Origin of the sequence: Sphingopyxis terrae subsp. terrae NBRC 15098, from assembly GCF_001610975.1 — a bacterium.
Lineage (GTDB): Bacteria > Pseudomonadota > Alphaproteobacteria > Sphingomonadales > Sphingomonadaceae > Sphingopyxis > Sphingopyxis terrae_A.
Genome location: NZ_CP013342.1, coordinates 1,315,187 through 1,340,721, shown reverse-complemented (window position 1 = coordinate 1,340,721; position 25,535 = coordinate 1,315,187). Strand labels below are relative to the sequence as shown.

The window sequence follows — 25,535 nt, the reverse complement described above, 5'->3', positions numbered from 1 at the left end:
TTCGATCAGATTCTGGCAAAGCGCAGCCGCAAAGAATTGGCAATGACGCTGACGGACGAGAGTGCCATTGCAGCGGCGGCAATGACCGGCGAGAGCAATAGTCCGAAAATCGGATAGAGCACGCCCGCAGCGACGGGAATCCCGGCGACATTATAGGCGAAAGCGAAGAAGAGATTCTGACGGATGTTCGCCATCGTCGCATGGCTGAGATGCCGCGCCCGCACGATGCCCAGAAGGTCGCCGCGCAGTAGCGTCACACCCGCGCTTTCGATGGCGACATCGGTTCCCGAGCCCATCGCGATGCCGACGTCGGCGGCGGCGAGCGCGGGGGCGTCGTTGACCCCGTCGCCGGCCATGGCGACGATCCGGCCCTCTTCGCGCAGCCGCTGCACGACCGCGCTCTTCTGGTCGGGGAGGACATCGGCCTCGACGTCGTCGATGCCGAGGCGCCGCGCGATCGCCTCGGCGGTGACGCGATTGTCGCCGGTGAGCATGATGACCTTGATTCCGGCTTCGCGCAGCGCAGCGAGCGCGTCGCCCGTCGTTTCCTTGACGGGGTCGGCGATGGCGATGACCCCGGCCGCCTTGCCATTGACCGCGATGTAAATCGCCGTCGCGCCGTCTGTGCGAAGGCGGTCGGCTGCCTCGGTGAGCGCGCCCAGATCGACGTCATATTCTTCAAGAAAGCTCGCATTGCCGAGGACTATCGCCTTGTCGTCGACGACCCCGACGATACCCTTGCCGACCGGCTGGTCGACCCCCGATGGCTCGACCAGCGCGAGGCCCCGGTCCTCGGCGGCCTTGACGATCGCGGCCGCCAATGGATGTTCGCTGCTGCGCTCGAGGCTCGCGGCAATCCGGAGCAGATCCTGCTCCTCGAAGCCGCCGGCGACTTCGATGGCGACGACCGAGGGTCTGCCTTCGGTCAGCGTCCCGGTCTTATCGACGACGAGCGTGTCGACCTTCTCCATCCGCTCAAGCGCCTCGGCATTTTTGATCAGCACGCCGGCTTCGGCGCCGCGCCCCACGCCGACCATGATTGACATTGGCGTCGCGAGGCCGAGCGCGCAGGGACAGGCGATGATGAGCACCGAGACGGCGGCGATAAGGCCATAGGCCATGGCGGGCGCGGGCCCCAGAAGCGACCAAACAACGAAAGCGACAATGGCGACGACGATGACGCCGGGCACGAACCAGCCCGAAACGGTATCGGCGAGACGCTGGATCGGCGCCCGGCTGCGCTGCGCGTCGGCGACCATTTGTACGATCCGCGCGAGCATCGTGTCGCGCCCGACCTTCTCGCTGCGCATGAGCAGGCCGCCCGTCTGGTTGATCGTTCCGCCGATCAGCGCCGCGCCGGCCGCCTTGGTCACCGGCATCGATTCGCCCGTGACCATCGATTCGTCGACCGTGCCGCGGCCTTCTACGACGATGCCATCGACGGGGACTTTTTCGCCCGGACGGATGCGCAGCATGTCGCCGACCGCGACTTCCTCGAGCGCTACCTCCTCGTCGCTTCCATCGCTGCGGACGCGCCGGGCGAGCTTCGGTGTCAGGTCAAGGAGCGCGCGGATCGCGCCGCTCGTCGTCTCGCGGGCCCTGAGTTCGAGCACCTGCCCGAGTAGCACCAGCACCGTGATGACCGCGGCGGCCTCGAAATAGACCGCGACCGAGCCATCGGCGGCGCGGAAGGCTGCCGGGAAGATTTGCGGGAGAATCGCCGCGATCATGCTGTAGCCCCAGGCAACGCCCGTCCCCATCGCAATGAGGGTGAACATGTTGAGGCTCTTGTTGCGGATCGAGAGCCAGGCGCGCTCGAAGAAGGGCCAGCCCGCCCATAGAACGACGGGGGTCGCGAGCAGCATCTGGACCCAGTTGTTCGTCTGGCGGCCGACATATTGGTGGAGGCCTGTCAGATGGCCGCCCATTTCGAGCGCAACCACCGGGAGTGCGAGAAGGAGCCCGATCCAGAAGCGCCGCCGCATATCGCGATATTCTTCGCTGGGGCCGCCCGATGCTGTCGGCATGACGGGCTCGAGTGCCATGCCGCAGATCGGGCAGCTTCCGGGGCCGGCGCGCTGGATCTCGGGATGCATCGGGCAGGTCCAGATGGCGCCTTCGGGTGCATCGGCTGCGGCCGGCTCGCGTTTTGCGGCATAAAGATCGGGATCGGCCTCGAATTTGGCGAGGCAGCCTGCGCTGCAGAAATAGTGATGCTTGCCGCTATGCGTCGCGATATGAGGTGTGGTGGCCGGATCGACCATCATGCCGCAGACCGGATCAGTCGTGCTCCCGCTGCCTTTTTCTGCGCCCTGATGATCGTGCATCGCCGCCGCTCCCGTATGTGTCGGATGCCCGCCTCGCGGCGGGGCGGTCCAAACGCCACCGGTCGAGTTCGCCGTTGGCGTCGTTCCTGGCGGTTCCAGAATGGAGCCGCTTCTATCGATACGCAAGAAGAGCGGTTATCCCTTGGATTTTCTTTGCCCCGTGCCGTCAGGTCCCGGGCTTTCGGGCCTCGATGATCCCGATCGCACCGGTTGGCGTGCGGAACGTCTCAAGCTCGCGAACATCGCAAAAGCCTGCCTCTCTCATCAGCACCGGGAGCAATCCATCGGCGTTGGGCTGGGTGTCCTGGACGCCGTCGAGCTGCTGGATCGTGAGGCGGAACAACAACCGCATGAGGCGGCTGCGCTGTTCCCCATAGTCGGCAACATAGAGTTTGCCGCCCGGCGCGAGCACCTGCCGGGCCTCGCGTAGCAGACGTGCCTTTTCCTCAAGCCCGACCTGATGAAGGACGAGGCAGATCGCAATCTTGGCAGGCGGGGGCCAGTCATCGATCGCCGAAGCCGCGAAAAAGCCAACTCGAAACTCCGGCGGTGGAACAATCTGCGCGGTCTTCGTTCGGGCAATTCGCGTCGCTGCCTCGTCGGGGTCGAAACCAAGATAGCGGACGTCCCGGCTATGGCGAGCGATCGCCAGCGCAAGATTTCCCGTACCCGAGCCGATATCGAGAATGACGTCACCCTCGCCGAGCGCCATATGGCGAACGAGACGGTCGCGCCACACGCGCTCGCGCGTTGTCACCGCGACGCCGAAATCATAAAAGGGCGTCAGGAAGTGATATCCTGCCGCTGGCGTGTAGGATCTTGCTACGGGTTTCGGGTCGGGCATGGCCGTCTCCTTTCGACGCTTTGGCTTGCCGCCGGATTGCGGCCGCAATCGCCGGTCTCGACGAGACGCTTAAGGGCAAACAGGCGCGGCAGTCTTGAATGTTTCGCCGGGGCGACGCGGTGCGAGGCGCATCCGGCTCAGGGCACGATTTCGAACGCGAAGGCACTAAGGCCGGCCGAAGGCGTCACGCCTAGCCATTGAGCGCAGCGGCGCGTGAAGTGCGACTGATCGGCGAAGCCTCCCGCCGCCGCGGCGTCGGCAAGACCTCCGCCGCCGACCAGCGTCCGCACGGCGCGTTGAAGCTGGAGCCATTGCAGCAATTTGGCCGGAGGCACGCCGAAGTCGCGGCTGACGATTTCGCGGAGGCGCGAGGGCGAAAGGCAGGCGACGTCGGCCAAGGCGCGCGCGGTCGACAAATCGTCAGGGGCCGCGAGCACTTCGGACAGGCGGGCATCCACCGGACGCGCCTGCGAGCGGTCGAGATAGTCGGACGCCCAGCGCTTCGCGTCCGCGCCGCTTGCGATGTCACCTAGTCCGGCTGTCTCTATCGGCGTCAACAGGACAGGCGCCGATCCGGCGGACAGCCGGGTGCCGGCACGAAAAAGCGGGTCGAGATAAAATGACCGCACGAGGGCGCCCGGCGGCCCGAGGCGGTGCCGGACATGCGACGCTATCGCAATGGCGTGTCCGGCGGGAACTATCAGGTCGGCATCACCGGAAATTTCGAGGTCGCGTTCGATGGCGAGGCTGATCTGGTGCGCCACATGGTTATGGGGACGGCTGCTCCCGATGCGCGCGTCAATGAGCGCCCAGCCGGTCCCGAGCATGATCGAACCCGACCAAGAGGCGGTGCTTGGGGTCAAACCGGATCGGCGGTGACGAAGGGTTCGAGCGTACCGAACCAGGCAACCAGCGCGAGTATGGCGAGCGCGGCCGACGCTTCGATGATGAGGCTTCTGCGCATGGCTGCAATCGCGAGGTCGGGGTCGGCGTCGACATTGTCGGTATCGGTCCCCGGGACGGCGGCCGCGAGCGCCGGGGTCAGCCGCCAGCGGTTCGCCGCCGCGAGCGCCAGCATCAGTCCGAACAGCGCAAGCTTGGCGAGAAGCAATTGTCCATAGGGCGAGCCGAGGGAACGGCCGAGATTCTCGGCGCCGACGATCATCTGGCTGTTGACGAGGCCGGTGGCGGCGATGACGAGGACGCAGATCGTACCGACGCGCGAGAATTGATCGAGGCTCCGCGCCGCAATTTGGAGTCCGCCCGGCCATTCGCGGACACGACGTGGTGAGATCAGGATCAGGAAGGCGCCGATCGCGCCGATCCAGACCGCCGCTGCAATCAGGTGCAAGATGTCGCTGATCCGGTGCACGGTGCCTGCGGCGCCTTCGGTCGCGCCGGCGTGGCCGGACCAGACCAGACTCGCGACGGCCACCGAGCCCGCGGCCGCGAGTACGGCGGCCGAAGTTGTCGGCCAGCGGACCATCCAGATCGCGACTCCCAGCGCGAGCAGCAGCGCTGCGCTCCGGTAGACCCAGGCTGTGCCGACCTCGGTCTCGCGAACAAGGTCCCAAAAAGGCTGGAGTTCCAGGGAGAGGAGCCCCACACCCTGCATCGAAGCCGCGAGCACGCCCATCCCCAAGATGGAGAGAAGCAGTCCGGCGGCGCAGAGCCATCGCTCTGCGCGCCAGATCGAGGCCATCATCGACTGCGGCGCAAGGCGTTCGCTCCGTGTCAGCGCAAAAAGCGGGAACGCAGCAAGGCCGGCGATGAGCATCAGGTCCGCATAAAGTGCGAACCTGATGCCGATCAGAACGGGGTCCCCCACCGTCTTTTACTTTACGGTGAAGCTGAATTCGCTGCCCATGCGGTGGGTATCAGCGCCCGCCGCCGACCATGTGACCTTGTAGGTTCCGGCTGTCAGCGGCCGCTTGAGCATCAGCATCGCCGACTTGCCCTCTTTGCCCATCATCGACGAGTAAGGCACCTTCATCGGGGCATGATTGGCCATGCCGGGCATGCCGGTCATGACCAGCTCGGTCTTGAGGGTCGAGGCGACGATCTTTTCGTTGAACTGAAGATTGACCGACGTGACCTTCGAAACGGTCGAATTGGCGGCGGGCGTCGAGCTGACGAGCTTGGTGTGCGCGCTTGCCGTGGCCGGCATGAGAAGCAGAGCGAAAGCCGCCGCTGCAGAGGGGAGAAGAGACTTGAACATGAACACCTCCAAATGCGTGTCTGTCCTGCTAATACGCAGGATATCGGCATGGCCCTCAAATATTCCGGAATAATATTCTGGTGTGAGGGGTGAGGCGCTTCGGCGCGTATGTACAATGATGGAAAGGTTTGAAGAGACGATCGATGGATAAGGAGCTTCGCATTTTGAACAGGATCGATCTGCCCGCAGCGCTCGATGCGCTCGATGATCGCATCATGGGCGCATTGGCGATCCGCCGGCGCGAAGCGGTAGCGATGCGCCGCCTGATGGCGCTCGCGGCCTTTGTCTCGCTCGGCGGCGGTGTCTTTGCGGGGAGTGCGATTTCCCAGCCGGCGGTCGCGGCAAGCCCCCTGACCCCATTCGGCCCGCCTAGCGCATTGGTGCCTTCCACCTTGCTGGATGTACAGTAGCGATGCCGTCGCGCCGTCTTCTTCTCTTGGGGCTCATTGCCTTCGCCGCGGCGATTGCCGGCGTGTTCATCGGCCGTCTGGTAGCCGATGCGCCCAAAGCCAGCGAAACCGAACTTCATGCGCTTCTCCACGGCCAACTCGACCTGACCCCGGAGCAGGAAAAGAAACTCGAGCGGATCGAAGCCGACTTCGCCGGTCGCCGCCAGGCGCTCGAACTCGAGATGCGCGCCGCCAATGTCCGGCTCGCGCAGGCGATCGAAGCCGAGCATGGCTATGGACCGCGCGTCACCGAGGCGATCGACGAGACGCATGAGGTGATGGGGACATTGCAGAAGGAAACGCTCCAGCATCTCTTCGCGATGCGCGGGGTTCTCAACCCCGATCAAGCGGAAATGTTCGACAAAAGCGTGGTCAAGGCGCTGACCGCCGATGCGCGGTGAGCGCCGACCTATCGCAATGTAGCGACCAGGATCTGGCGGCCTTTGCGCGCGCGCACCGCGAAGACGCCTATCGCGAGTTGCTGCGCCGTTACAAAACGGGCGTCTACCGGCTCATCGTAAAGCAGATCGGCGATGCCGACGAGGCGATGGATTTGACGCAGGAGACGTTCGTCTCCGGCTTTTCGGCGCTCGATCGCTATGATGGCGAACGCCCCTTCCGCACATGGATCGCCCGTATCGCGCTCAACAAATGTCGCGACTGGGCACGACGGCGAAAGGTGCGCGCCTTTTTCTCCCGCGCGCTCCCGCTCGAAAATGCGCATCACGTAGCAAGCGATGGTCCTGGGCCCGATTCCGCGGCGACCGACAGGCGAGAGCTCGCCAGGGTTCGCGGGGCGATCGATCAGCTGCCGCAGAATTTGCGCGAAGTGTTGCTCCTCCGCGGTGTCGACGAGGTCAGCCAGGCCGAAACAGCGGTCATTTTGCGGGTCAGCGAGAAAACAGTCGAAACGCGCCTCTATCGAGCGCGGACCAGGCTCCGGGAATTGCTCGCGGGAACATCTGCGAGCGCCGAGGGTTGAGGGTTCGACCGCTCGTTCAGGCGGCATCTCCTCATCGTCCGGCATTTTTATTGAGGGGCAGGCGTGCCGCCTGCGTATAGCTTTAGGAACAGTCAGTAACGGTCGGAAAGAATATGCAGATGGAAAGGCGTCGGTTCGTCAGTGGAGCTTTGGGTGGAGGGGCTGCTGCGGCGATGGCCGCATGGTTCCCGGCCTGGGCCCAGCCGGTGTCGTCCGGCATCACCGCGCCGCTTCCGACCGTATCCGGCAATGACATAACGCTGCGCATCGCGCGCCAGACGATGCGCATCGACGGCAAGGTCAGTCGCGCGATCGGGATCAACGGCACCGTGCCCGCGCCGCTCGTCCGGCTGAAGGAGGGACAAAACGCGCGCCTCACCGTCGTCAACGATCTCGACGAGGACAGCTCGATTCACTGGCACGGCCTGATCCTGCCGTTCCAGATGGACGGCGTGCCCGGCGTCAGCTTCCCCGGGATCAAGCCGCGCTCGAAGTTTGTCTATGAATTCCCGGTCGTTCAATCGGGGACCTATTGGTATCACAGCCATTCGGGGCTTCAGGAACAGCTCGGCCATTATGGCCCGATCGTCATCGATCCCGCGGGCGCCGACCCGATCGGCTACGACCGCGAGCATGTCGTCGTCCTGTCCGACCACAGTCAATTGTCGCCCGAGGCGATCTTCCGCAAGCTCAAGGTCAATCCCGGCCATTTCAACATGCAGCGCCAGACGCTGGCGGGCCTGCTTGCCGGCAAGGATCAACCGCTCAAGGAGCGGATCGATTGGGGCAAGATGCGGATGGACCCGACCGACGTCGCCGACGTCAATGGTTCGACCTACACCTTCCTCGTCAACGGCCATGGTCCGCGCGACAACTGGACCGCGCTCTTCAGCCCCGGCGAGCGGGTACGCCTGCGCATCGTCAATGCGTCGGCGATGACGATCTTCAACGTCCGTATCCCGGGCCTCAGGATGACCGTCGTCCAGGCTGATGGGCTCAATGTCGTGCCGACCGAAATCGACGAGTTCCAGATCGCGGTCGCCGAAACCTATGACGTCATCGTGACCCCGGTCGAGGACCGTGCTTATACGCTCGTTGCCGAGGCCAATGACCGCTCGGGCATGGGACGCGCGACGCTCGCACCGCGCGCTGGCATGGTCGCCGAGGTGCCGCCGCTCCGCGAACGGCCGCTCGCGACCATGAAGGACATGGGCATGGGCGACATGTCGGGCGGCGCGATGGCGGGTATGGACCATTCGGGCGGCGATATGGGCGCCATGCCCATGCCGGCGAGCGACCCTTCTTGTCCTCCCGAACATGCCAAGATGGGCCATTGTACGCCAGCGGGGGAAAGCGGCGCGATGGCGGGCATGGATCATGGATCTGGCGGAGGCATGCAGCACAGCATGCGCGACTTCAGTGTCGCGCCGCAGGTCAAGCGCGATCCCAGCGTTCAGACGATCTCGCCGATGCCGATGGATCGCATGGGCGAGCCGGGGCAGGGACTGGAGAATGTCGGGCACAAGGTGCTGACCTACCATGACCTTGTCGCGCTCGAGCGCAACCCCGATACCCGCGCCGCCTCGCGCTCGCTCGACATCCATCTGACCGGCAATATGGAACGCTTCATGTGGTCGTTCGACGGCATCAAGATGTCCGACTATCACGAGCCCATCCCCTTCATCGAGGGAGAGCGCGTGCGGATCAACCTCATCAACGATTCGATGATGAGCCACCCCATCCACCTCCACGGCCATTTTTTCGAACTGGTGACGGGCAAGGGCGACCGGTCGCCGCGCAAGCATACGGTGCTTGTCCAGCCGGGCGGCATCGCGAGCTTCGATTTCACCGCCGACGCGCTCGGCGACTGGGCGTTCCATTGCCACCTTCTCTATCACATGCACGCGGGGATGATGCGCGTCGTCAGCGTCCGTCCGAAGGGAGACGGCGAATGACCCGGGTCGCGCTTCTCCTCGCGGGTATCGCCCCGCTGGCCTTTGCTGTGCCCGCCGCGGCGCAGTCGATGGATCATTCGATGCATGGTGCGGCGCCCGCGCCGACACCCGCTCCCTCGCCAACGCCAGCACCCGTAGCGCAGTCCGCGCCCGAAGCGCCCGCCGAAGGGTCGATGGAGCAGATGGACCATGGGAACATGCAGGGCATGGACATGGAACCCGAGGCTTCAAGCTGCCCGCCCGAACATGCGGCGATGGGTCATTGTACGCCTGAGGCGGAAGCTCCAGGCAAGGGCGCTTCGGACATGGGTGCGATGGATCATGGCGCACCGCAGCCGTCCGATCCCGATTGCCCGCCCGAACATGCCAAAATGGGCCATTGCACCCCGAAGGGCGGATCTGCGGACGCGATGGCGGGAATGGAAGGCATGGCGACCACGAGCAGCGCTAGCGGCACCGATTTGCCGCCGGGCGATGCTACCGCGCCTGCGCCTCCCGGCGACTGGTATGCCGATCGCATTTATCCCCAAGCCGAAATGGAGCATTCGCGCCACGACATGATGAAAGAGAATGGTGCGCAGACCATCGCTTTCATCAGCTTCAACCTTGCCGAATATCAGGCGCGCAAGGGCCGCGACGGGTTCCGCTGGGACGGTGAGGCTTGGTACGGCGGCGACATTAACCGGCTGACGATCAAGAGCGAAGGCGAGGGCGTGTTCGGCGAAGGCATCGAGAGCGCCGAGGTACAGGCGCTCTACAGCCGGGCGATCGGACCCTATTTCAACGCGCAGGCGGGTATCAGGCAGGATCTTGGGCCCGGCCCCGACCGCACCTATGCGACGATCGGCTTCGAGGGGCTCGCCCCCTATTGGTTCGAAGTCGAGGGCGCGCTGTTTCTTTCGAACAAGGGTGATCTGCTCGCCCGGCTCGAAGGCTATTACGACCAGCGCATCACCCAGAAACTGATCCTCCAGCCGATGGCGGAGGTCAATTTTGCGCTCCAGGATGTCCCCGAGACCGGCGTTGGTTCGGGGCTTTCGGATTTCGAGCTCGGGCTTCGCCTGCGTTACGAGGTCGTGAAGGAATTCGCGCCTTATGTCGGCGTCGAATGGGCGCGCAAGGTCGGCGATACCGCGCGTTTTGCCCGCGCCGCGGGCGAGGATGCGAGCGGCGTCAGCTTCGTGATGGGGGTGCGGGCCTGGTTCTAGAAGTTTCGCGGGGTGGCGACACGTCGAGGAGAAATGCCGTGAAACCAGCCTATCGCAGCCTCGCGCTGCAGACGATCGTCAGCGGCGTCATCATGTATCTGGTGATGTTCGTCATGATCGACCGCCTCTCGAGCTTCTACAATAATCTCAACATGCTCTACATGACGCTGATGATGGTCTCGCCGATGGTCGTGCTGATGATCGTCGCAATGCCGGGCATGTTCCCGTCGAAACGTCTCAATACGTTCCTGCTGCTGGGATCGGCAGTTGCCTTCTTCGGGAGCTTCGGGCTCATCCGGACACAGACGACGATCGGCGACACGGCCTTCTTGCGTTCGATGATCCCGCATCACTCGGGCGCGATCCTCATGTGTGAACAGGCTTCTCTCAAAGATGCCGAGATACGCGAACTCTGCCGCGGCATCATCGCGGGGCAGGCGGCCGAAATCGAACAGATGAAATCCATTCTCGCGAGGAAATGACATGAAAAATCTGATGACGCGCCGTCATCTTTTCGGCCTGATTGCGGTCGGATCGGGGATGGCGCTTGCGGCATGCAATTCTGCCTCGGGCCCGGCGGCGACCAGCGATAAGAATGGCGCGGCGCCCGCGCCGGGCGCCGAGACGTCCAGCCCCAAGCGAATGCTCGTTTATCGCGATCCCGAATGCGGCTGCTGCGAAGCTTGGGCGGATATCGCACGCAAGGCCGGTTATGATGTGACTGTCGAGAACCGCGCTGACATGGCCGCCGTAAAGACGCGATATGGTGTGCCTGGCCAGCTGGCGTCGTGCCACACGGCCGTGATCGGCGGCTATGCGATCGAGGGTCATGTGCCGATGCGGCATGTTGCGAGACTCCTCCACGACAAGCCACGCGACATTCGCGGAATCGCCGTGCCCGGCATGCCGCGCGGTTCTCCGGGAATGGAAATGCCGGACGGAAGCGCGGACGCATTCGAAGTGATGGCATTCGGCAGCGACGGCAAGGTTTCTGAATTCCGCGCATGACCTGCCGACACGAAGAGGAGACAGATATGACGAGATTCATTCCCCTAGCGAGCGCCGCCGCGCTGATATTTGCTCTGGCAGGATGCGGCACTGAGCCCGCGCAGCAGAGCGACGTCACACCGGAACAGAGTGAGGTCACTGCCGGTGAGCCGCCCGCAATGGTCGAGACCATGCCCGTAGCGGACGAGCCGCCCGCCGCGTCTGCCCCGGCGGCGCCGACCGAAGAAGCGATGCCTCCGGAGAAATCCCGCCCCAAGCAAGAACCCGCCGCGAAGGCCGCTGTGCCGCCGCGGGCAAAGGCCGCGCCGGAAGCGCCGAAACCTGTCGAACCCGAACCCGATCCTCATGCCGGGCACGATATGGACAAAAAATAAGGAGCATGTGCCGACGCGGCATGTCGCCCGGGCGGTCGAGGACAAGCTGCGCGAAGTGTCCGGCATCGCCGCGCCCGGCATGCCGCGCGGTCGGGCGCTGCTCGATGCCGCAGCGAGAGATATAACCATATGGAATAACCATCTCGTTTATAGCGATGAGTGGTGATTATTTCTGGTCATGCCAAGGCCGCGAAGATAGCTCGGTGGCGAAGCCGAGAGCTTTCGCAAATGGGAGGGGACCATGAGAAAATTGCTTCGCACGAGTGGCTCGATTATCGCCGTCCTGGCAGGCATGTCGGCCGCCGCCGCCTTCGCGCAGGATAACGCCAAAGAGGCGCCGGGGCCAGGCGCGTCGCAGGGCGAAATCGTCGTGACGGGTACGCGGCGGAACGATCTCAAGGCGGCCGATTCCGCTCAGCCGATCGACATCATCACCGGTGCCGAACTGCTCGAAAAGGGCACGGCCGACATGAATGATCTCCTGCGCACCGAGGTCCCGTCGCTCAATGTCCAGCGCCTCGTCAGCAACGACGGCGCCGTTTTTACCCGGCCTTTCTCGCTGCGCGGCCTGCCGCCGGACCAGACGCTGGTGCTCGTGAATGGCAAGCGGCGCCATCGCGGCGCGACGGTCCAGTTCACCAATGTTCCCTATATCCGGGGATCGCAGGGACCCGATCTTTCGGCGATCCCGTCGATCGCGATCGGCCAGCTCGAGGTTCTGCGTGACGGCGCGTCGGCGCTCTATGGATCGGATGCGATCGCCGGCGTCCTCAATTTCGGTCTGCGCCGCGACCGCGAAGGCGGATTGCTGATCGCCCGCTATGGCCAATTCTATAAGGGCGACGGCGAGGATTTCCTCGTCCAGGGCAATGTCGGGCTTCCCTTCACCGACGCCGGTTTCGTCAACATCAGCGGCGAATATGTGAACGCCAGCACGACGTCGCGCGGCATTCAGCGTCCCGACGCGCAGGCGCTCATCGATGCCGGCGTTCAGGATGTCCCGGTCCCGGCGCAGCGCTGGGGAAATCCCGAATCCGAGGCGGCGCGCATCTTCGTCAATGCCGGCATCGAACTGTCGGACGAGATGGAATTCTACACCTTCGGCAACTATAGCTGGAGCCGCGGCACGACGGCCTTCTTTTACCGCAACCCCGATGCCAGCTTCATTTCCACCTCGATTCCGCTCACCAATACGCCCGGAGGACAGCGGTTCAGCTTCCGCCAGCTCTTTCCCGGCGGTTTCACCCCGGATTTCGGTGCCACGGTGACCGATGCGGCGCTGGCGGCCGGCCTCAAGGGCGAATTCTCCTCGGGCCTGACCTATGACCTCAGCGCTTCCTATGGTCAGAACCATGCTTCCTACCGGATCGAAAATACGGTCAATCCGTCGCTTGGCCTCGCGTCGCCGACCTCCTTCAAGCCGGGGCAGCTCGAGCAGCGCGAACTCGCTTTCAATCTCGATCTCACTTACCCCATCGCGATCGGCACCTCCGATCCGCTGACGCTTGCAGGCGGTCTCGAGTATCGGCGCGAGACATATGAGATCACGGCCGGCGACATCGCATCATGGCAGGTTGGTCCTTTCGCGTCGGTCATCGATCCCGATACCGGAAACCGCGTCGGACTGCCGGTCGGCTCGAACGGCTTCCCGGGCTTCAGTCCCATCCAGGCGGGCGAGTTCGCGCGCAGCAACTGGGCCGCCTATACGTCGCTCGAAGGCAATCTCACCGACGCGCTCCAGTTCGGCCTTGCCGGCCGCTACGAGAATTACTCGGACTTCGGCTCGAAATTCACCTGGAAGATCAACGGGCGATATGATTTCTCGGACGTCTTCGCGGTGCGCGGATCGGTCAACACCGGCTTTCGGGCGCCGACGCCGGGCCAGTCGAACGCCTCGCAGGTCCAGACCAACATCGACTCGATAACCGGGGCGCCGCTGACCGCAGGCATTATCGCGCCCAACAATCCGGTGGCGCAATTCTTCGGCGCGACGCCGCTTCGGCCCGAGAATTCGTTCAACGTCGCCGGCGGCATCGTGGTGAAGCCCTCCAATCGCATCACCTTCACGCTCGACTATTTCAACATCAAGGTCGAAGACCGGATCGCCGTATCGGGCAATTTCAATCTCACCCCGGCGCAGCGTGCGCAGCTCGCGGCGCTTGGCATTCCCGGTGGGGATTCCTTCCAGCAGGTGAGCTTCTTCACCAATTCCTTCGACAGCCGCACCCAGGGCGTCGATGCGGTGCTCACCGTGGGCTTCGACCTCGGCGACGGCAAGGCCACGCTCGGCCTCAACGGCAACTATACCAAAACCGATGTCATCAAGGCCTCGCCGGTGATCACTGCGGACCGCGAGCGGCTGCTCGAACTCGAGGGCTTCGTTCCGAAGTGGAAGGGCAATGCGTCCTTCACTTATGCGGGCGAGCGCTTCGGCTTCGTCGCGCGCGCGAACTATTATGGCAAATGGACCGACTATGGCGCCGCACCGGCTGCCGACCAGACGGGCGGCGCCGAACTGCTGGTCGATCTCGAGCTGTCCTACAAGGTTAGCGACATGCTCAAGCTCGCGGTCGGCGGCGAGAATATCTTCGACAATTACCCCGACGTCGAGGCGCGGCAATCCCAGATCAACAACGGGATCCGATATCTCCGCTTCGCGCCGACGGGGTTCAACGGGGGCTTCTGGTACGTCCGCGCGACCGCCTCCTTCTGATCGGTGGCCGTGAGGGCCGTGCGGCGTCTTGTGTCTTCAGCTGGCGTCGGAGCCGAACATCGCGTCGCGGTGGGATTCGAGCACCGCGATAAAGGCCGCAGCGACTTGGGACATCGGCCTCAACTTCGGCGTGAAGAGCATATATTCGAAATGGACCTCCGGCGCGAAATCACGGACCGTAAGGCCCCGCTCGGCATAATCCGCTGCGGTCACGGGGTTGAGAATCGAACATCCGACCCCCTGCATGACAAGCGCGCAGATGGTCATCGCATATTGGGTTTCGATGACCATCTCGCGGTGGACGCCCGCGTCCTCGAAAATGCGGTCGATGCGGTGACGCACGCCGTCCTCGAGCGCGAGCGAAATGAAGGGCTCGCCCTCGAGATCGGCCGGCCGGATGACGTCCTTGACGGCCAAGCGGTGGCCGGCAGGGAGAACGCAGGCGCCGGGGCAGCGCAGGAAGCGCTCCATCCTTATGCCGGGCAATTCGCGCGCCGGCGTCGCGAGCCCGATGTCGAACTGCTGGTTCGCCATCCATTGCCGCACCGTCGAGGAACTGCGGGTCTGGAGCTGAACGGTGACGCCGGGATGTGTCTCGCGAAAGGCCGCGATCACACGCGGCAGGAAACTGACCGCGAGCGCCGGAAGGGCGGCGATCCGGAGCGTGCCGGTCGCCATGTTGCGGATGTCTTCCGCTACCCGCTTCAGGGCCGCAATGCCCGAGAAGCTCCGCTCGACTTCGTAGAAAAAGGCGTCGGCTTCGGGCGTCACGGTGAGCGCGCTGCCGCGCGAACGCAGGAAGAGCTGAAAGCCCAGCTGATGCTCGAGCTCGGCAAGCATCTTGCTCACCGCGGGTTGCGACAGGTTGAGCGACTGCGCGGCCTGGGTGACCGATCCCGAGAGCATCACGGCCCTGAAGGCTTCGAGGTGACGCAGGTTCATCGGACATCGCTCCCTATAGCTATTTCTTATGGCGCTAGCATTGAAAGCCTCGTTTATGAATAGGTCGCACGCATCGCGCCGCTGGTTACCGGCGCTGCTCGCCGCAGGCGCCCTGTTACTCGGCGGCTGCGGCCGCGAGCCCGCCGGCACCGGTGGGCATGAAATCGCCGCGGCGAAGGGATCGACGCTTGCGCGGATTCGCGCGCGCGGAACGCTCAATTGCGCAATTCATACGGGGCAGCTCGGCATGTCCTATCTCGACAAACGCGGACGCTGGCAGGGCTTCTTCGTCGATTACTGCCGGGCGCTCGCCGCTGCGGTCCTCGGCGATGCCCGCAAGGTCCGGTTCATGCCGGTCGCCTCGAACAAGCGCTTCACGATCGTGCAGACGGGCGAGGCCGACGTCCTGTCGCGGACGACGACATGGACGCTGACGCGCGACACCGACCTCGGGGTGAATTTCGTCGGCACCATGTATTATGACGGGCAGAGCTTCCTGGTGCCCCGGCGATCGGGTGTGCGGCTTCCGACGGATCTCGATGGCGCATCGATCTGCATCACCAAGGGGACGACCTCCGAACTCAACACCGCCGAATATTTCGAGCGCAAGGGGCTGCGTTTCCAGTCCGTCGTGTTCGAGAATCCCGAGGAAGCCAAGCTCGCCTTCTTTGCCGGGCGGTGCGACGCAATGACCACCGATGCCTTCACGCTGACGGTGATCCGCCTGGCCGACACCGCGCATCCCGACGATTATGTGGTGCTGCCCGAGCGGCTCACCAAAGAACCGGTCGGCCCAGTCGTGCGCAGCGACGACGAGCAATGGTACGAGATCAACAAATGGGTGCTGAACGCGCTCTTCGCTGCCGAGGAAATGGGGGTCACCCGCGCGAATGCCGCGCGCATGCGGATGGCCTCGCGCGACCCTGAAGTGCGCAAGATGCTCGGCGGCTTGCCCGGATTCGGCAAGTCGCTCGGCCTTGACGATGACTGGGCGTACCGGGCAATCGAGGCGACCGGCAATTATGGCGAAATCTTCGACCGGCACATTACGCCGCTCGGCGTCGAACGCGGACAGAATAAGCTCTATCGGGACGGCGGGCTGATCTACCCGTTGCCGATGCGATGACTCATAAACACAGGCGGCTTGCCATCGCTGCGTTACCCTGGCTGCTGATCGCGGGCGGGCTTGTGGTCGCCTACGGCCTGTTTGCGACATTGGCGGACAATCTCGCGGACCGAAACATCCGGACGGGGTTCGGTTTCCTGTTCGACCGGGCGGGTTTCGCGATTGGCGAAACGCTGATTGCTTACGCGCCGGGCGATTCCTATGCCGCGGCGCTGGCGGTGGGTCTTCTCAACACGCTCCTGATATCGGCGCTCGGCATCATCTTCTCGACCTTGCTCGGCCTCGCGGTCTGCATGGCGCGCCTGTCGTCCAACTGGCTGCTTGCGAGGCTCTCCGGCCTTTATATCGAGCTGGTTCGCAATATTCCGCTGCTGCTCCAGATGTTCGTCTGGTACGCCGCGCTGCTGTTCGGTCTGCCCGGACCCGGCCCGGGCGCCGTCGGACCGTTCGACCTCGATAATCGGGGATTGCACCTCCCCGCGCTCTCCTTGGCCGATCCGGGACGGCCGGTCTTTCTCATCGCGATCGTCGCCTGTGCGATCCTGCTGGGTGCCGTGCGGCGAGGAGCCGTTCGCACGCGCACTGCGCTGGCCTTCGCCGGCATCTCCCTGGTGCCGCTCTTGCTGTGGGGCGGGATCGATCTGCCGCGGGCGGGGCGCTTCGGAACCGTCGGCGGATTGTCGCTCTCCACGGAGTTTCTGACGCTGGTCGCCAGCCTTTCGGTCTATGCCTCGGCCTATCTGGCCGAGATATTCCGCGGCGCGATCCTCGCCGTTCCCGCAGGGCAGAGCGAGGCCGCCAAAGCGCTCGGCCTGTCGCCCGCGCAAACAATGGGACGGATCGTGATGCCGCAAGCGCTGCGCATCGCCATACCGCCGATGACGAGCTGGCATCTCAACACGATCAAGAACAGCTCCCTGGGGGTCGCGATCGGATATCCCGAATTTGTCTCGGTGGTCGATACCGTCATCAGTCAGACAGGGCAGGCGATCGAGGGCGTCGGCCTGATCGTCGCGACCTTCCTGCTGCTTTCGCTATCCTTGTCGTTCGTCACCGGCCTCTATGCCCGCCAGTTGGGCTGGAGCGTCGCCGGGCAGCCCGGCCGGAGCATCCAGTCGGCGCCCCTCGAACCCTTTCCGCTGCGCTCGGCGACCGCCTGGCCGTCGTGGATACGGCGCAATCTGTTCAGAGGAGGACGCCAGTCGATACTCACCATCGCGATCCTCGCCATGACCGCGGCTTTCGCCGGCAAGGGGCTCTCGTGGCTGCTGTTCGACGCGACCTTCGCCGGGGGCGCGGCCGATTGCCGTTTGGCCAGCGGTGCTTGCTGGCCATTCCTCCGCGAAAATGCGCGGCTGATATTGTTTGGCACCTATCCCGAAGCCGAGCAGTGGCGGTCCGCAGCAGCGGCGGCCGCGCTGCTTTCATGCCTTGCCTTCTCCTTCGTCCCGCGATTCTGGCGCAGCCGCCTCGGGCTTGTCTGGCTCGGCGCAATCGCCGTGGCGGTACTTCTGCTACGAGGAGGATTCGCGGGCCTTTCCTATGTCCCGATGGAGAAGTGGAGCGGCCTGCCGGTCACATTGCTGCTCGCGAGCCTTGCGGTGGTCGGCGCTTTTCCATTGGCTATACTCCTCGCGTTCGGCCGCAGGTCGGCGCGGCGCGGCATTCGCTGGCCGAGCGTCGCCTTCATCGAGCTGGTTCGCGGAACGCCGCTGATCGGAGTGCTCTTCCTCGCTGCGGTCCTGTTCCCGCTGTTCGTGCCCTCCTATCTCTCGATCGACAGCCTGCCGCGCGTCCAGCTCGCGCTCATATTCTTCACTGCCGCCTATATGGCCGAGGTCATCCGGGGCGGCCTGCTGGCGGTTCCCGTCGGGCAAGCCGAGGCCGCGCATGCTCTTGGCCTCACCAAATGGCAGGCGCGGCGCCATATCCTGTTGCCGCAGGCGCTGAAAGTCAGCGTGCCGGGGCTGGTCAACACTTCGATCAGCGAGGTCAAGAACACGACGCTCGTCCTCATCGTCGGCGTCTTCGATTTGTTGCAGACGACCCGCCTCTCCTACGTCGAGGCGCAATGGCGACCCTATTTCGCCGAAGCCTATCTTTTTACCGGGACAATCTTTTTCCTCCTCTGTTTCTCCCTGTCCCGGCTCAGCATGAAGATCGAACGGAAACTAAACTATGCAGGATAATCACGACAGAAAATGGCCCGGGGAGCCGGCAAGCCCGAAAGGGCACGCCTGGCAGGACCCGACGCGTGCCGTTCACGGCGGTCCCCGCCCGCGCGATCAGCGGGGCCTCATCAATCCGCCCGTCGATCGAGCCTCCACCATTATCTACGGCAGCGTCGAGGCCTATATGGACCGGCACCAGGGTCTCTACGATGAGGTCATCTATGGCCTGTACGGAACGCGAACGACCTTTGCGCTCGCCGAGGCCGTCAGCGAACTCGAAGGCGGCTGCGCCACCGTCATCACCTCGTCTGGAACCAGCGCGATCGCGCTAGCCCTCACGGCTTTCGTGGCCGGGGGCGATCATCTGCTCGTTGCGGATTGCGTCTATGGGCCGACCCGCAAGTTTCTGACCGACGTTCTCGCGCGCTTCGGGGTCGAGGTGGAATATTTCCGGCCCGATATCGGAGCGGAGATTGCCGGGCTGTGCCGCAGCAACACCCGGCTCATCTACATGGAGACCCCGGGCTCGCAGACATTCGATATGATCGACGTCCCCGCGATCACGGCGGTTGCACGCAGCCGGGGCATATTGACCGCTCTCGACAACACCTGGGCGACGCCGCTTTTCTTCAAACCGTTGGCCCATGGGGTCGACATCTCGCTTGCTTCGGCAACCAAATATCTCTCGGGGCACTCCGACTGTCTGCTCGGCACGATGACCGCCGCCAGCGATGCCGTCTACCGCCAGCTCAAGGATGCGGCGGCGCGCTGGGGCAACTGCGCGAGTCCCGACAATTGCTATCTCGTCCACCGGGGCATCAGGACGCTCGATGCCCGCCTTGAACGCCACCAGCGTACCGCGGCGACGCTGATCGAATGGTTCGCCCAGCAACCCGAAGTGGTCGCGGTCCGCTATCCGGCCCATCCTTCCGATCCCGGCCATGCGATCTGGAAGCGGGATTTCACCGGAGCGTCCGGATTGTTCGGTGTTCAGCTCGATGGTCTTACCCCTCCGGAAACCAGCGCCTTTTTCAACGAATTCTCGCTGTTCCAGCTCGGTTCGAGTTGGGGCGGCTTCGAAAGCCTCGCGGTTCCGGCGTGGCCCGCTCCGATCCGCGATTTTCCCAATGGCGAGGCAGATGGGGCGCTGATCCGTATTCACGCCGGCCTCGAAGCGCCGCAGGATCTGATCGCCGACCTCGCCGCAGCCTTCGCGCGGGTACGGGCGATACGCGGCCGGGGGCAGGCGTCATGACCGATGCCTCGGGCCACGCGGCCGTCAGCTTGCGGCAGGTCGACAAATATTATGGCGCCTATCATGCCCTCCGCTCGATCGACCTCGAAATCGCCCCGCGCGAGCGGATCGTGATTTGCGGCCCTTCAGGCTCCGGCAAATCGACGCTCATTCGCTGCATGAACAGGCTCGAGGTGCCCGACTCCGGTGCCGTCCTGATCGAGGGAACCAGGATAACCGACGCGTCGCGAGAGGCCGTTGCGGCGCTCCGCGCCATTGGCATGGTTTTTCAGCAGTTCAATCTGTTCCCGCACAAGACGGTGCTGGAGAATTGCACCCTCGCGCCCGTCCTGCTCGGCGGCTTGTCTCTTCCGGAGGCGGAGGCGCGCGCCATATCCTATTTGGACAAGGTGAGGATTGGCGACCAGGCGGGCAAATATCCGGGGCAGCTCTCGGGAGGGCAGCAACAGCGGGCCGCGATAGCCCGCGCTCTGGCGATGGAGCCCCGGATTCTTCTCTTCGACGAGCCGACATCGGCGCTCGATCCCGAGATGATCAAGGAGGTACTCGATGTGATGACGTCCCTTGCCGGCGAAGGACGGACGATGGTGTGCGTGACGCACGAAATGGGATTCGCGCGCGAGGCGGCCGATCGCATGCTTTTCATGGATCAGGGCCAGATCATCGAAGACGCAAGGCCGGCAGATTTTTTCGCCGCGCCGAAAAGCGAACGCGCACGGACCTTTCTCGAACAGATACTTTCGCATTGAGCGGCTCAAGTCGGTCGCGCCCCCAAGCTGTGCCGACCCACTTAATCATGTCATTTCATAAGCAAGCCGAGGGAGGGGCCCGCCGGCTCCTTGCGCGAAAAGGCTCAGGCCGGAAAAAATTTCAAAATTGATGAGGGGTAGAGCTTTGGGGTGCGTATCTAGTAGGTATCGCGCGCCCGGAATTTACTTCATAACCAATTGATATGATTCAATAAATTCCTATTGACCTGTATATACATTTGATGCTCTCTGAGGGGAATCAGCCAACCATCAGGGGGTTTCGCTATGATGACCAGGACAATTTTGCTCGCCAGCGCCGCAGCGGTCGCGACCTTTGCAACGCCAGCGCTCGCGCAGAGCGATGCTGCGACGCAGTCACCCGCCGCGGAGGATGCTCCGAACGGATCGGACATCGTCGTGACCGGCTCGCGCATTCGTCGCCAGGATCTCGCGGGCGTCGGCCCCGCGACCGTCGTGTCGGCCGAGCAGATCGAGAACACCGGCGTCGTCAATATCGAGACGGTGCTGCAGCGCCTTCCCGCCAACGCCGGCTTCGCAGGCAACCAGACCTCCGCCTATTGGGCGAACAATGGATATGGCACGGCGCAGGTGAACCTGCGCGGTCTCGGCATCAAGCGCACGCTTGTTCTGCTCAACGGCCGCCGCCTCGTCGCGGGCGGCACCGGCGCGAACTCCTCGCCCGATCTTAACATGATCCCGGTCGCGGCGCTCGCGCGCACCGATGTGCTCAAGGACGGCGCCTCGGCGATCTATGGCGCCGACGCGATGGCGGGCGTGGTCAACCTCGTGACCCGCACTGACTATGAAGGCCTCGGCCTCAGCGTGCGCCAAGGCATCACCGAAAAGGGCGATGGCTCGGACTTCACCGCCGACCTCCTGTGGGGCGTCCGCAACGATCGCGGCGGTTTCATGGCGGCGGTCACCTATCAGAAGACGAGCGCGGTCAATATGGCAACGCGCGCGCCTTGCTCGCTTGCCGAAACCACGCCCGGCATGCTGAGCTGCGTGAACAGCGCCTCGACGATCGGCGGCCGCGCGGTGCTGCCGAACGGCCAGCAGATCAACTTCAATCAGGTGCTGGGCGGTAACGGCAACTTCTTCGAGCCGTACAGCGCTGCCAAGCACAACTTCAACTCGAACCCGTTCCTCAACGCGGTGAGCCCGGTCGAGCGCGTGAGCACGGCGTTTTTCGCCGACTATGACATCACTGACAATATCGAGGCGTTCGGCGAATTCCTTTACACCTTCCGCAAGTCGAATCAGATCGCGACGCCCGGAACGCTGCGCAACCTCTCGATCGCGGCGAGCAATCCCACCAATCCGACGGGGCAGAATATCGTCCTCATCCAGCGCCGCCTCGCCGAGCCCGGCCCGCGCCAATTCTTCCAGGAAACCGATACCTGGCAGGGTACGTTTGGCCTCCGCGGCAAGCTCTCTAACGATTGGGGATGGGAAATCGCGGGCGCCTTCGGCCGCAACACCGCGGTCGATGGTTCGACCAACATCGCCAATCTCGAGCGAGTGGCGAATTCCCTCGATACGACCAAGTGCAGTCTTGCTGCCGGTGCCACGATCCCCTGCGCCGACTATCTCGGGTTCGGCGACCTGACCCCGGAGGTTCTCGACTATATCCTGTTCACGTCGCGCGACCGCGGCGGCAACGAGCTTGCGACGGTCACCGCCGATATCAACGGCGATCTCTTCAAGCTGCCCGCAGGCCCCGTCTCCTTCGCGGCGGGTGTCGTCTATCGCAAGGAAAAGGGTTGGCGCGATCCCGATCCGCTGACGGTGCTCGGTATTGCCAACACCAACCAGCAGGATCCGATCTCCGGAACGAGCACGGCGAAGGAAGCCTATCTCGAACTGTCGGTGCCCGTTCTGGCCGACACACCCTTCTTCCAGTCGCTTACCCTCGACGGCGCGGTTCGCTACTCGAACTACGACCTGTTCGGCAGCGACTGGAACTACAAGGGGAGCGTCGACTGGGTCATCAATGACAGCTTCCGCCTGCGCGGCACCTACGGCACCGGCTTTCGCATTCCGAACGTCCCCGAATTGTTCGGCGGCGTCTCCGAGGGCAATCTGACGACCACCGACCCCTGCTCGCGCTATTCGACCAGCGGCAATGCGACACTGATCGCCAATTGTCAGGCGTCGGGCGTGCCGGCCAATTATGTTCAGCTCGGTACAACGATCCTGACAACGGTCGGCGGCAACGAGAATCTGAAACCCGAAAGCTCGACGACCTGGACCGTCGGGACGGTGATTTCACCGAAGGGACTGGTTCCGGGACTCTCGCTCACTGCCGACTGGTTCGACATCAAGATCAAGGATGCGATCCGTGCTATTCCGGGCTCGACAAAGCTCAGCATTTGTTATGCGAGCCAGAATCTTTCGCATCCCTTCTGCGAAGATTTTACCCGCAGCCCGTTGACCGGCGAGGTTACCTTCCTCTCCGCGCAACCGATCAACACGGGCCGCGAAGAAATGAACGGCCTCGATCTGGGTCTCGTTTACAACAATGACATCGGCAGCGTGAACGTCTCGCTCGACGTCAACGTGACCTATCTCAACAAATATGTGGTCCTGCCTTTCCCCGGCGGCGCGCCGATCGACTTCGACGGCTTTATCGGCGGCGGCAATGGCGGCTATCCGAAATGGCGCGGCTATGGCGTGCTGACCGCTGAAAAGGACGGGGTCAGCGCGACCTGGTCGACCCAGTGGATCGGCAAGGCGACCGACTTCAATGCGGCCCCCGGCGACATCGGCTACAGCACGCCGAATGTCTTCTACCACAATCTCCAGGTCGCTTTCGAAATCGACGAGAAGACCCGGTTCCAGGTCGGTGTCGACAATCTTTTCGATCGCAAGGCGCCCTATATCCAGAGCTTCACCGATGCGAACACCGACACGATGACCTATGACCTGCTCGGACGGCGTTTCTACGTCGGCTTCCGCACCGCGTTCTGAGGGTAATCGATATGGCGATCCGTTGGCCGCTGCTCGTCCGGCGAACGCATAAATGGCTGGCCTTGGTGGTCGGCGTCCAGGCGCTGCTCTGGACGCTGACCGGCTTCTACATGGTGGTCGTGCATATCGACACCATCCATGGCGACCATCTCGTGCGCGCGCCGATGGTTCAGCCCTTCGACCTCGCGGGCCTCGCGCCGCCGTCGCGGATCGTTGCGGCCGCGCCCGGTGCGTCCGAGGTTCGCTTGCAGCGGTTCTTCGATCGCCCCGTCTGGCGCGCTGAAACTCCCGAAGGGGCGCGGCTGTTCGATGCCCGCTCGGGTGCGCCGCTGCCTGCGCTTACCGAGTCCCAGGTCCGCGAGCAGGCGCGGCGCATCTACACCGGCGACGGCAAGATCGTGTCGGTGCGGCTGTTGACCGAAGCGCCACAGGAAATGCAGTCGCGCAAGCCGCCCTATTGGCAGGTCGAGTTCGAGGGCTGGAACCGCCCGACGCTCTATCTGTCGCCGACGACCGGTGAGCTTATCTCGCGCCGGCACGCATTGTGGCGCGTGTTCGACTTCGCGTGGATGCTCCACATCATGGACTATGATGAGCGGACCGACGTCAACAACCCGTTGCTCCGCGTCGCGACCTGGAGCGTCTTCGCGATGGCGATCAGCGGGGCGTGGTTGCTGATCTGGTCCTTCAAACGCCGCAAGAGGAAGCAGGCATGAAACGCATCCGACTGACGCCGCTCTTCTTCCGGCGCATCCACAAATGGGTCGGGCTGATCCTGGGTCTCCAGTTCCTGCTCTGGGCGCTCAGCGGATCGGTGATGGCGCTGCTCGACAAGGATAAGGTCGGCGGGCACGGCGGCGGGATGTCGCATGCGCATCCACTGCCACCGGGGGAATATTTCGACGTGGCGGCCCTGCCGCGCGGCGAACCTGTCACGGGCGTGATCCTTCGCGATCTCGGAACCCGGCCGGTCTATGAAGTGCGCTCCGCAAAAGGCGTCCGTCTCGTCGACGCGACAAGCGGCGAGCACATCCGGGTCGACGAGGCCATGGCGCGCGAAGTCGCCTCCATGATGAACGAGGCGCCGATCCGAGAGGTGAGCGTAATCGCCAAGCCGAACCTCGAATCGCGCGATCATGAGGGGGCGATGTGGCGCGTCGATTTCGCGGACGACGAGAACAGCAGCGCCTATGTCTCGCTCGATACCGCCCGCTTTCTCGTGATGCGCGGCGATACCTGGCGCACATGGGACTTCTTCTGGATGCTCCACAATATGGACTATATCAACCGGTCGAGCTTCAACCACCCGCTGATCATCTTCGTCGCCTTCGGTGTACTATGGCTGTCGGGAACCGGCTTCTACCTGCTGTTCAAAAGCTTCAGCAAAGCCGACTTCCGTTGGCTGCGCCGGCGCCGCAAGCCGGTCGTGGTCACCCGCACCGGCTGACCGGCCTCAATCGTCGATCGAAAAGGCGGCTGACAGCTCGAAGCGTGTTCCGGGGTGTGTCAGCCAGGCATGCGACACAAGGCGCGAGCGGCTCCAAGTCCGGCGCGTCATCTGGAGCACCGGTTCGCCGTCGGACAATCCCAGCATGCCGCGCATCCGCTCGTCGGGCATCGTCGAGCAAACGCGATGCTCGACCCGTTCGAGCGGTGCAATGCGCGTCAGATATTCATTTGGTGTCATCCGCGTGAAGTCGAGCGTGCCATAGTCGGGGGCGATCGACGCGAGAACGAACCTCTCTTCTATCTGTATCGGAAATTCGGCTTCGTGATGGACGATGATCGAATGGAACAATTTCGTGCCCACGGACACCTCGAGCAGCGGCGCCGTCTCTACATTGGCGCGCTCTTCGCGGTTCTGGATCACGCGGGCGCGGTACGCATGACCGCGCTCCCGGATTTCCTCGGCGATGTTGCGGATTTCAATCATCTGGCCGATCGGCTTTGGCTCTGCGATGAACGATCCGCTGCCGGCGCGCCGCACGACGACGCCCGCCGCCTGCAACTCGCGTAGAGCGCGGTTCGCGGTCATCCGCGAAACGTCGAACTGCTGAACCAGCTCCGCTTCCGACGGCACCCGGTCTCCTGGGTTGAGGCGGCCGTCCCGCACTGCATCGCAAATGCTTTGCTTGATGGCGACGTACCGGGGCATCACCTCGCCTCCCGTCTCTTCGGGCGGCCGGGTTGCCTCGCGGGGCCGAGATTCTGAAGCGGGGGATT

24 protein-coding genes are annotated in these 25,535 nt (G+C 63.8%); 17 read left to right on the top strand and 7 right to left on the bottom strand.

What is annotated here, in order from left to right:
* Positions 1-5: 5 nt before the first annotated feature.
* The 5 genes from AOA14_RS06465 to copC all read right to left on the bottom strand — a co-directional run bounded on the left by AOA14_RS06465 (position 6) and on the right by copC (position 5,389).
* A complete protein-coding gene (locus tag AOA14_RS06465) occupies positions 6-2,327 on the bottom strand; it encodes a heavy metal translocating P-type ATPase (RefSeq protein ID WP_037553293.1) in 2,322 nt (773 codons plus the stop codon).
* A gap of 166 nt (positions 2,328-2,493) precedes the next feature.
* The gene (locus AOA14_RS06460; RefSeq protein WP_003046415.1) at positions 2,494-3,171 is read right to left on the bottom strand and encodes a class I SAM-dependent methyltransferase; all 678 of its coding nucleotides are present in this window, start codon (positions 3,169-3,171) and stop codon (positions 2,494-2,496) included.
* A 137-nt stretch (positions 3,172-3,308) separates the two neighbouring features.
* Entirely contained in the window at positions 3,309-3,998 is a 690-nt protein-coding gene (locus AOA14_RS06455; RefSeq protein WP_003046411.1) for a helix-turn-helix domain-containing protein, read from the bottom strand.
* A gap of 32 nt (positions 3,999-4,030) precedes the next feature.
* Entirely contained in the window at positions 4,031-4,999 is a 969-nt protein-coding gene (gene copD / locus AOA14_RS06450) for a copper homeostasis membrane protein CopD (protein ID WP_003046408.1), read from the bottom strand.
* A gap of 6 nt (positions 5,000-5,005) precedes the next feature.
* Positions 5,006-5,389, bottom strand: a complete 384-nt coding sequence (gene copC / locus AOA14_RS06445) for a copper homeostasis periplasmic binding protein CopC (RefSeq protein ID WP_011542702.1) — start codon at positions 5,387-5,389, stop codon at positions 5,006-5,008.
* Positions 5,390-5,532: 143 nt separating this feature from the next.
* Here copC and AOA14_RS06440 point away from each other — a divergent pair, with 143 nt between their 5' ends.
* The 10 genes from AOA14_RS06440 (at position 5,533) to AOA14_RS06400 (ending at position 14,078) form a co-directional block, all read left to right on the top strand.
* On the top strand, positions 5,533-5,799 hold the full coding sequence (locus AOA14_RS06440) for a hypothetical protein (RefSeq protein ID WP_003046403.1): 267 nt from the start codon (positions 5,533-5,535) through the stop codon (positions 5,797-5,799).
* A gap of 2 nt (positions 5,800-5,801) precedes the next feature.
* Positions 5,802-6,239 (top strand): periplasmic heavy metal sensor, encoded by a 438-nt coding sequence (locus AOA14_RS06435; protein ID WP_003046401.1) that lies wholly within the window; start codon positions 5,802-5,804, stop codon positions 6,237-6,239.
* Positions 6,236-6,820, top strand: a complete 585-nt coding sequence (locus tag AOA14_RS06430; RefSeq protein ID WP_003046398.1) for an RNA polymerase sigma factor — start codon at positions 6,236-6,238, stop codon at positions 6,818-6,820. Before AOA14_RS06435 ends, AOA14_RS06430 begins: the two co-directional genes overlap by 4 nt.
* Positions 6,821-6,933: 113 nt before the next feature.
* Positions 6,934-8,775 (top strand): copper resistance system multicopper oxidase, encoded by a 1,842-nt coding sequence (locus tag AOA14_RS06425; protein ID WP_037553295.1) that lies wholly within the window; start codon positions 6,934-6,936, stop codon positions 8,773-8,775.
* Positions 8,772-9,983, top strand: a complete 1,212-nt coding sequence (locus AOA14_RS06420) for a copper resistance protein B (protein ID WP_003046391.1) — start codon at positions 8,772-8,774, stop codon at positions 9,981-9,983. Before AOA14_RS06425 ends, AOA14_RS06420 begins: the two co-directional genes overlap by 4 nt.
* Before the next feature lie 92 nt (positions 9,984-10,075).
* Positions 10,076-10,465: a DUF305 domain-containing protein gene (locus AOA14_RS06415; protein WP_223181178.1), complete on the top strand. Its 390-nt coding sequence runs from the start codon at positions 10,076-10,078 to the stop codon at positions 10,463-10,465.
* Between the two features lie 160 nt (positions 10,466-10,625).
* Positions 10,626-10,991, top strand: a complete 366-nt coding sequence (locus AOA14_RS06410; RefSeq protein WP_234715625.1) for a DUF411 domain-containing protein — start codon at positions 10,626-10,628, stop codon at positions 10,989-10,991.
* 26 nt (positions 10,992-11,017) lie between these two features.
* Positions 11,018-11,365, top strand: coding sequence for a hypothetical protein (locus AOA14_RS06405; RefSeq protein ID WP_003046382.1), 348 nt, complete (start codon positions 11,018-11,020; stop codon positions 11,363-11,365).
* 7 nt (positions 11,366-11,372) lie between these two features.
* Entirely contained in the window at positions 11,373-11,531 is a 159-nt protein-coding gene (locus AOA14_RS19690; RefSeq protein ID WP_231292907.1) for a hypothetical protein, read from the top strand.
* Between the two features lie 75 nt (positions 11,532-11,606).
* The gene (locus AOA14_RS06400; protein WP_003046379.1) at positions 11,607-14,078 is read left to right on the top strand and encodes a TonB-dependent receptor plug domain-containing protein; all 2,472 of its coding nucleotides are present in this window, start codon (positions 11,607-11,609) and stop codon (positions 14,076-14,078) included.
* 36 nt (positions 14,079-14,114) lie between these two features.
* Here AOA14_RS06400 and AOA14_RS06395 read toward each other — a convergent pair whose 3' ends face one another.
* The gene (locus tag AOA14_RS06395; RefSeq protein WP_003046376.1) at positions 14,115-15,020 is read right to left on the bottom strand and encodes a LysR substrate-binding domain-containing protein; all 906 of its coding nucleotides are present in this window, start codon (positions 15,018-15,020) and stop codon (positions 14,115-14,117) included.
* Between the two features lie 55 nt (positions 15,021-15,075).
* Here AOA14_RS06395 and AOA14_RS06390 point away from each other — a divergent pair, with 55 nt between their 5' ends.
* The 7 genes from AOA14_RS06390 (at position 15,076) to AOA14_RS06360 (ending at position 24,759) form a co-directional block, all read left to right on the top strand.
* Positions 15,076-16,146 (top strand): amino acid ABC transporter substrate-binding protein, encoded by a 1,071-nt coding sequence (locus AOA14_RS06390; RefSeq protein WP_003046368.1) that lies wholly within the window; start codon positions 15,076-15,078, stop codon positions 16,144-16,146.
* A complete protein-coding gene (locus AOA14_RS06385) occupies positions 16,143-18,335 on the top strand; it encodes an ABC transporter permease subunit (RefSeq protein WP_223181174.1) in 2,193 nt (730 codons plus the stop codon). The genes AOA14_RS06390 and AOA14_RS06385 overlap by 4 nt, the downstream gene beginning before the upstream one ends.
* Entirely contained in the window at positions 18,325-19,572 is a 1,248-nt protein-coding gene (gene metC, locus AOA14_RS06380; RefSeq protein WP_037553302.1) for a cystathionine beta-lyase, read from the top strand. Before AOA14_RS06385 ends, metC begins: the two co-directional genes overlap by 11 nt.
* A complete protein-coding gene (locus AOA14_RS06375) occupies positions 19,569-20,321 on the top strand; it encodes an amino acid ABC transporter ATP-binding protein (RefSeq protein ID WP_037553304.1) in 753 nt (250 codons plus the stop codon). The genes metC and AOA14_RS06375 overlap by 4 nt, the downstream gene beginning before the upstream one ends.
* Positions 20,322-20,606: 285 nt before the next feature.
* Positions 20,607-23,312 carry a TonB-dependent receptor domain-containing protein gene (locus tag AOA14_RS06370; RefSeq protein WP_037553305.1) on the top strand — a complete coding sequence of 902 codons (2,706 nt, stop codon included), beginning with the start codon at positions 20,607-20,609 and terminating at the stop codon, positions 23,310-23,312.
* 11 nt (positions 23,313-23,323) lie between these two features.
* Entirely contained in the window at positions 23,324-24,028 is a 705-nt protein-coding gene (locus AOA14_RS06365) for a PepSY domain-containing protein (protein ID WP_011542692.1), read from the top strand.
* Positions 24,025-24,759 (top strand): PepSY domain-containing protein, encoded by a 735-nt coding sequence (locus tag AOA14_RS06360; RefSeq protein ID WP_037553306.1) that lies wholly within the window; start codon positions 24,025-24,027, stop codon positions 24,757-24,759. The genes AOA14_RS06365 and AOA14_RS06360 overlap by 4 nt, the downstream gene beginning before the upstream one ends.
* A 6-nt stretch (positions 24,760-24,765) precedes the next feature.
* Here the strand turns inward: AOA14_RS06360 and hutC are convergent, their stop codons facing one another.
* Positions 24,766-25,467: a histidine utilization transcriptional repressor HutC gene (gene hutC / locus AOA14_RS06355; protein ID WP_052181953.1), complete on the bottom strand. Its 702-nt coding sequence runs from the start codon at positions 25,465-25,467 to the stop codon at positions 24,766-24,768.
* Between the last annotated feature and the right edge of the window lie 68 nt (positions 25,468-25,535).

What these genes read in the sequence shown, in the direction of transcription:
- AOA14_RS06395 (WP_003046376.1), bottom strand. Translation starts at nt 15,020, where the DNA reads ATGAACCTGCGTCACCTCGAAGCCTTCAGGGCCGTGATGCTCTCGGGA.
- AOA14_RS06455 (WP_003046411.1), bottom strand. Translation starts at nt 3,998, where the DNA reads ATGCTCGGGACCGGCTGGGCGCTCATTGACGCGCGCATCGGGAGCAGC.
- AOA14_RS06360 (WP_037553306.1), top strand. Translation starts at nt 24,025, where the DNA reads ATGAAACGCATCCGACTGACGCCGCTCTTCTTCCGGCGCATCCACAAA.
- AOA14_RS06375 (WP_037553304.1), top strand. Translation starts at nt 19,569, where the DNA reads ATGACCGATGCCTCGGGCCACGCGGCCGTCAGCTTGCGGCAGGTCGAC.
- metC (WP_037553302.1), top strand. Translation starts at nt 18,325, where the DNA reads ATGCAGGATAATCACGACAGAAAATGGCCCGGGGAGCCGGCAAGCCCG.
- AOA14_RS06370 (WP_037553305.1), top strand. Translation starts at nt 20,607, where the DNA reads ATGATGACCAGGACAATTTTGCTCGCCAGCGCCGCAGCGGTCGCGACC.
- hutC (WP_052181953.1), bottom strand. Translation starts at nt 25,467, where the DNA reads ATGCCCCGGTACGTCGCCATCAAGCAAAGCATTTGCGATGCAGTGCGG.
- AOA14_RS06440 (WP_003046403.1), top strand. Translation starts at nt 5,533, where the DNA reads ATGGATAAGGAGCTTCGCATTTTGAACAGGATCGATCTGCCCGCAGCG.
- AOA14_RS06415 (WP_223181178.1), top strand. Translation starts at nt 10,076, where the DNA reads ATGTATCTGGTGATGTTCGTCATGATCGACCGCCTCTCGAGCTTCTAC.
- AOA14_RS06365 (WP_011542692.1), top strand. Translation starts at nt 23,324, where the DNA reads ATGGCGATCCGTTGGCCGCTGCTCGTCCGGCGAACGCATAAATGGCTG.
- AOA14_RS06400 (WP_003046379.1), top strand. Translation starts at nt 11,607, where the DNA reads ATGAGAAAATTGCTTCGCACGAGTGGCTCGATTATCGCCGTCCTGGCA.
- AOA14_RS06465 (WP_037553293.1), bottom strand. Translation starts at nt 2,327, where the DNA reads ATGCACGATCATCAGGGCGCAGAAAAAGGCAGCGGGAGCACGACTGAT.
- copC (WP_011542702.1), bottom strand. Translation starts at nt 5,389, where the DNA reads ATGTTCAAGTCTCTTCTCCCCTCTGCAGCGGCGGCTTTCGCTCTGCTT.
- AOA14_RS06425 (WP_037553295.1), top strand. Translation starts at nt 6,934, where the DNA reads ATGCAGATGGAAAGGCGTCGGTTCGTCAGTGGAGCTTTGGGTGGAGGG.
- AOA14_RS06390 (WP_003046368.1), top strand. Translation starts at nt 15,076, where the DNA reads ATGAATAGGTCGCACGCATCGCGCCGCTGGTTACCGGCGCTGCTCGCC.
- AOA14_RS06405 (WP_003046382.1), top strand. Translation starts at nt 11,018, where the DNA reads ATGACGAGATTCATTCCCCTAGCGAGCGCCGCCGCGCTGATATTTGCT.
- AOA14_RS06435 (WP_003046401.1), top strand. Translation starts at nt 5,802, where the DNA reads ATGCCGTCGCGCCGTCTTCTTCTCTTGGGGCTCATTGCCTTCGCCGCG.
- AOA14_RS06385 (WP_223181174.1), top strand. Translation starts at nt 16,143, where the DNA reads ATGACTCATAAACACAGGCGGCTTGCCATCGCTGCGTTACCCTGGCTG.
- AOA14_RS06410 (WP_234715625.1), top strand. Translation starts at nt 10,626, where the DNA reads ATGCTCGTTTATCGCGATCCCGAATGCGGCTGCTGCGAAGCTTGGGCG.
- AOA14_RS06420 (WP_003046391.1), top strand. Translation starts at nt 8,772, where the DNA reads ATGACCCGGGTCGCGCTTCTCCTCGCGGGTATCGCCCCGCTGGCCTTT.
- AOA14_RS06460 (WP_003046415.1), bottom strand. Translation starts at nt 3,171, where the DNA reads ATGCCCGACCCGAAACCCGTAGCAAGATCCTACACGCCAGCGGCAGGA.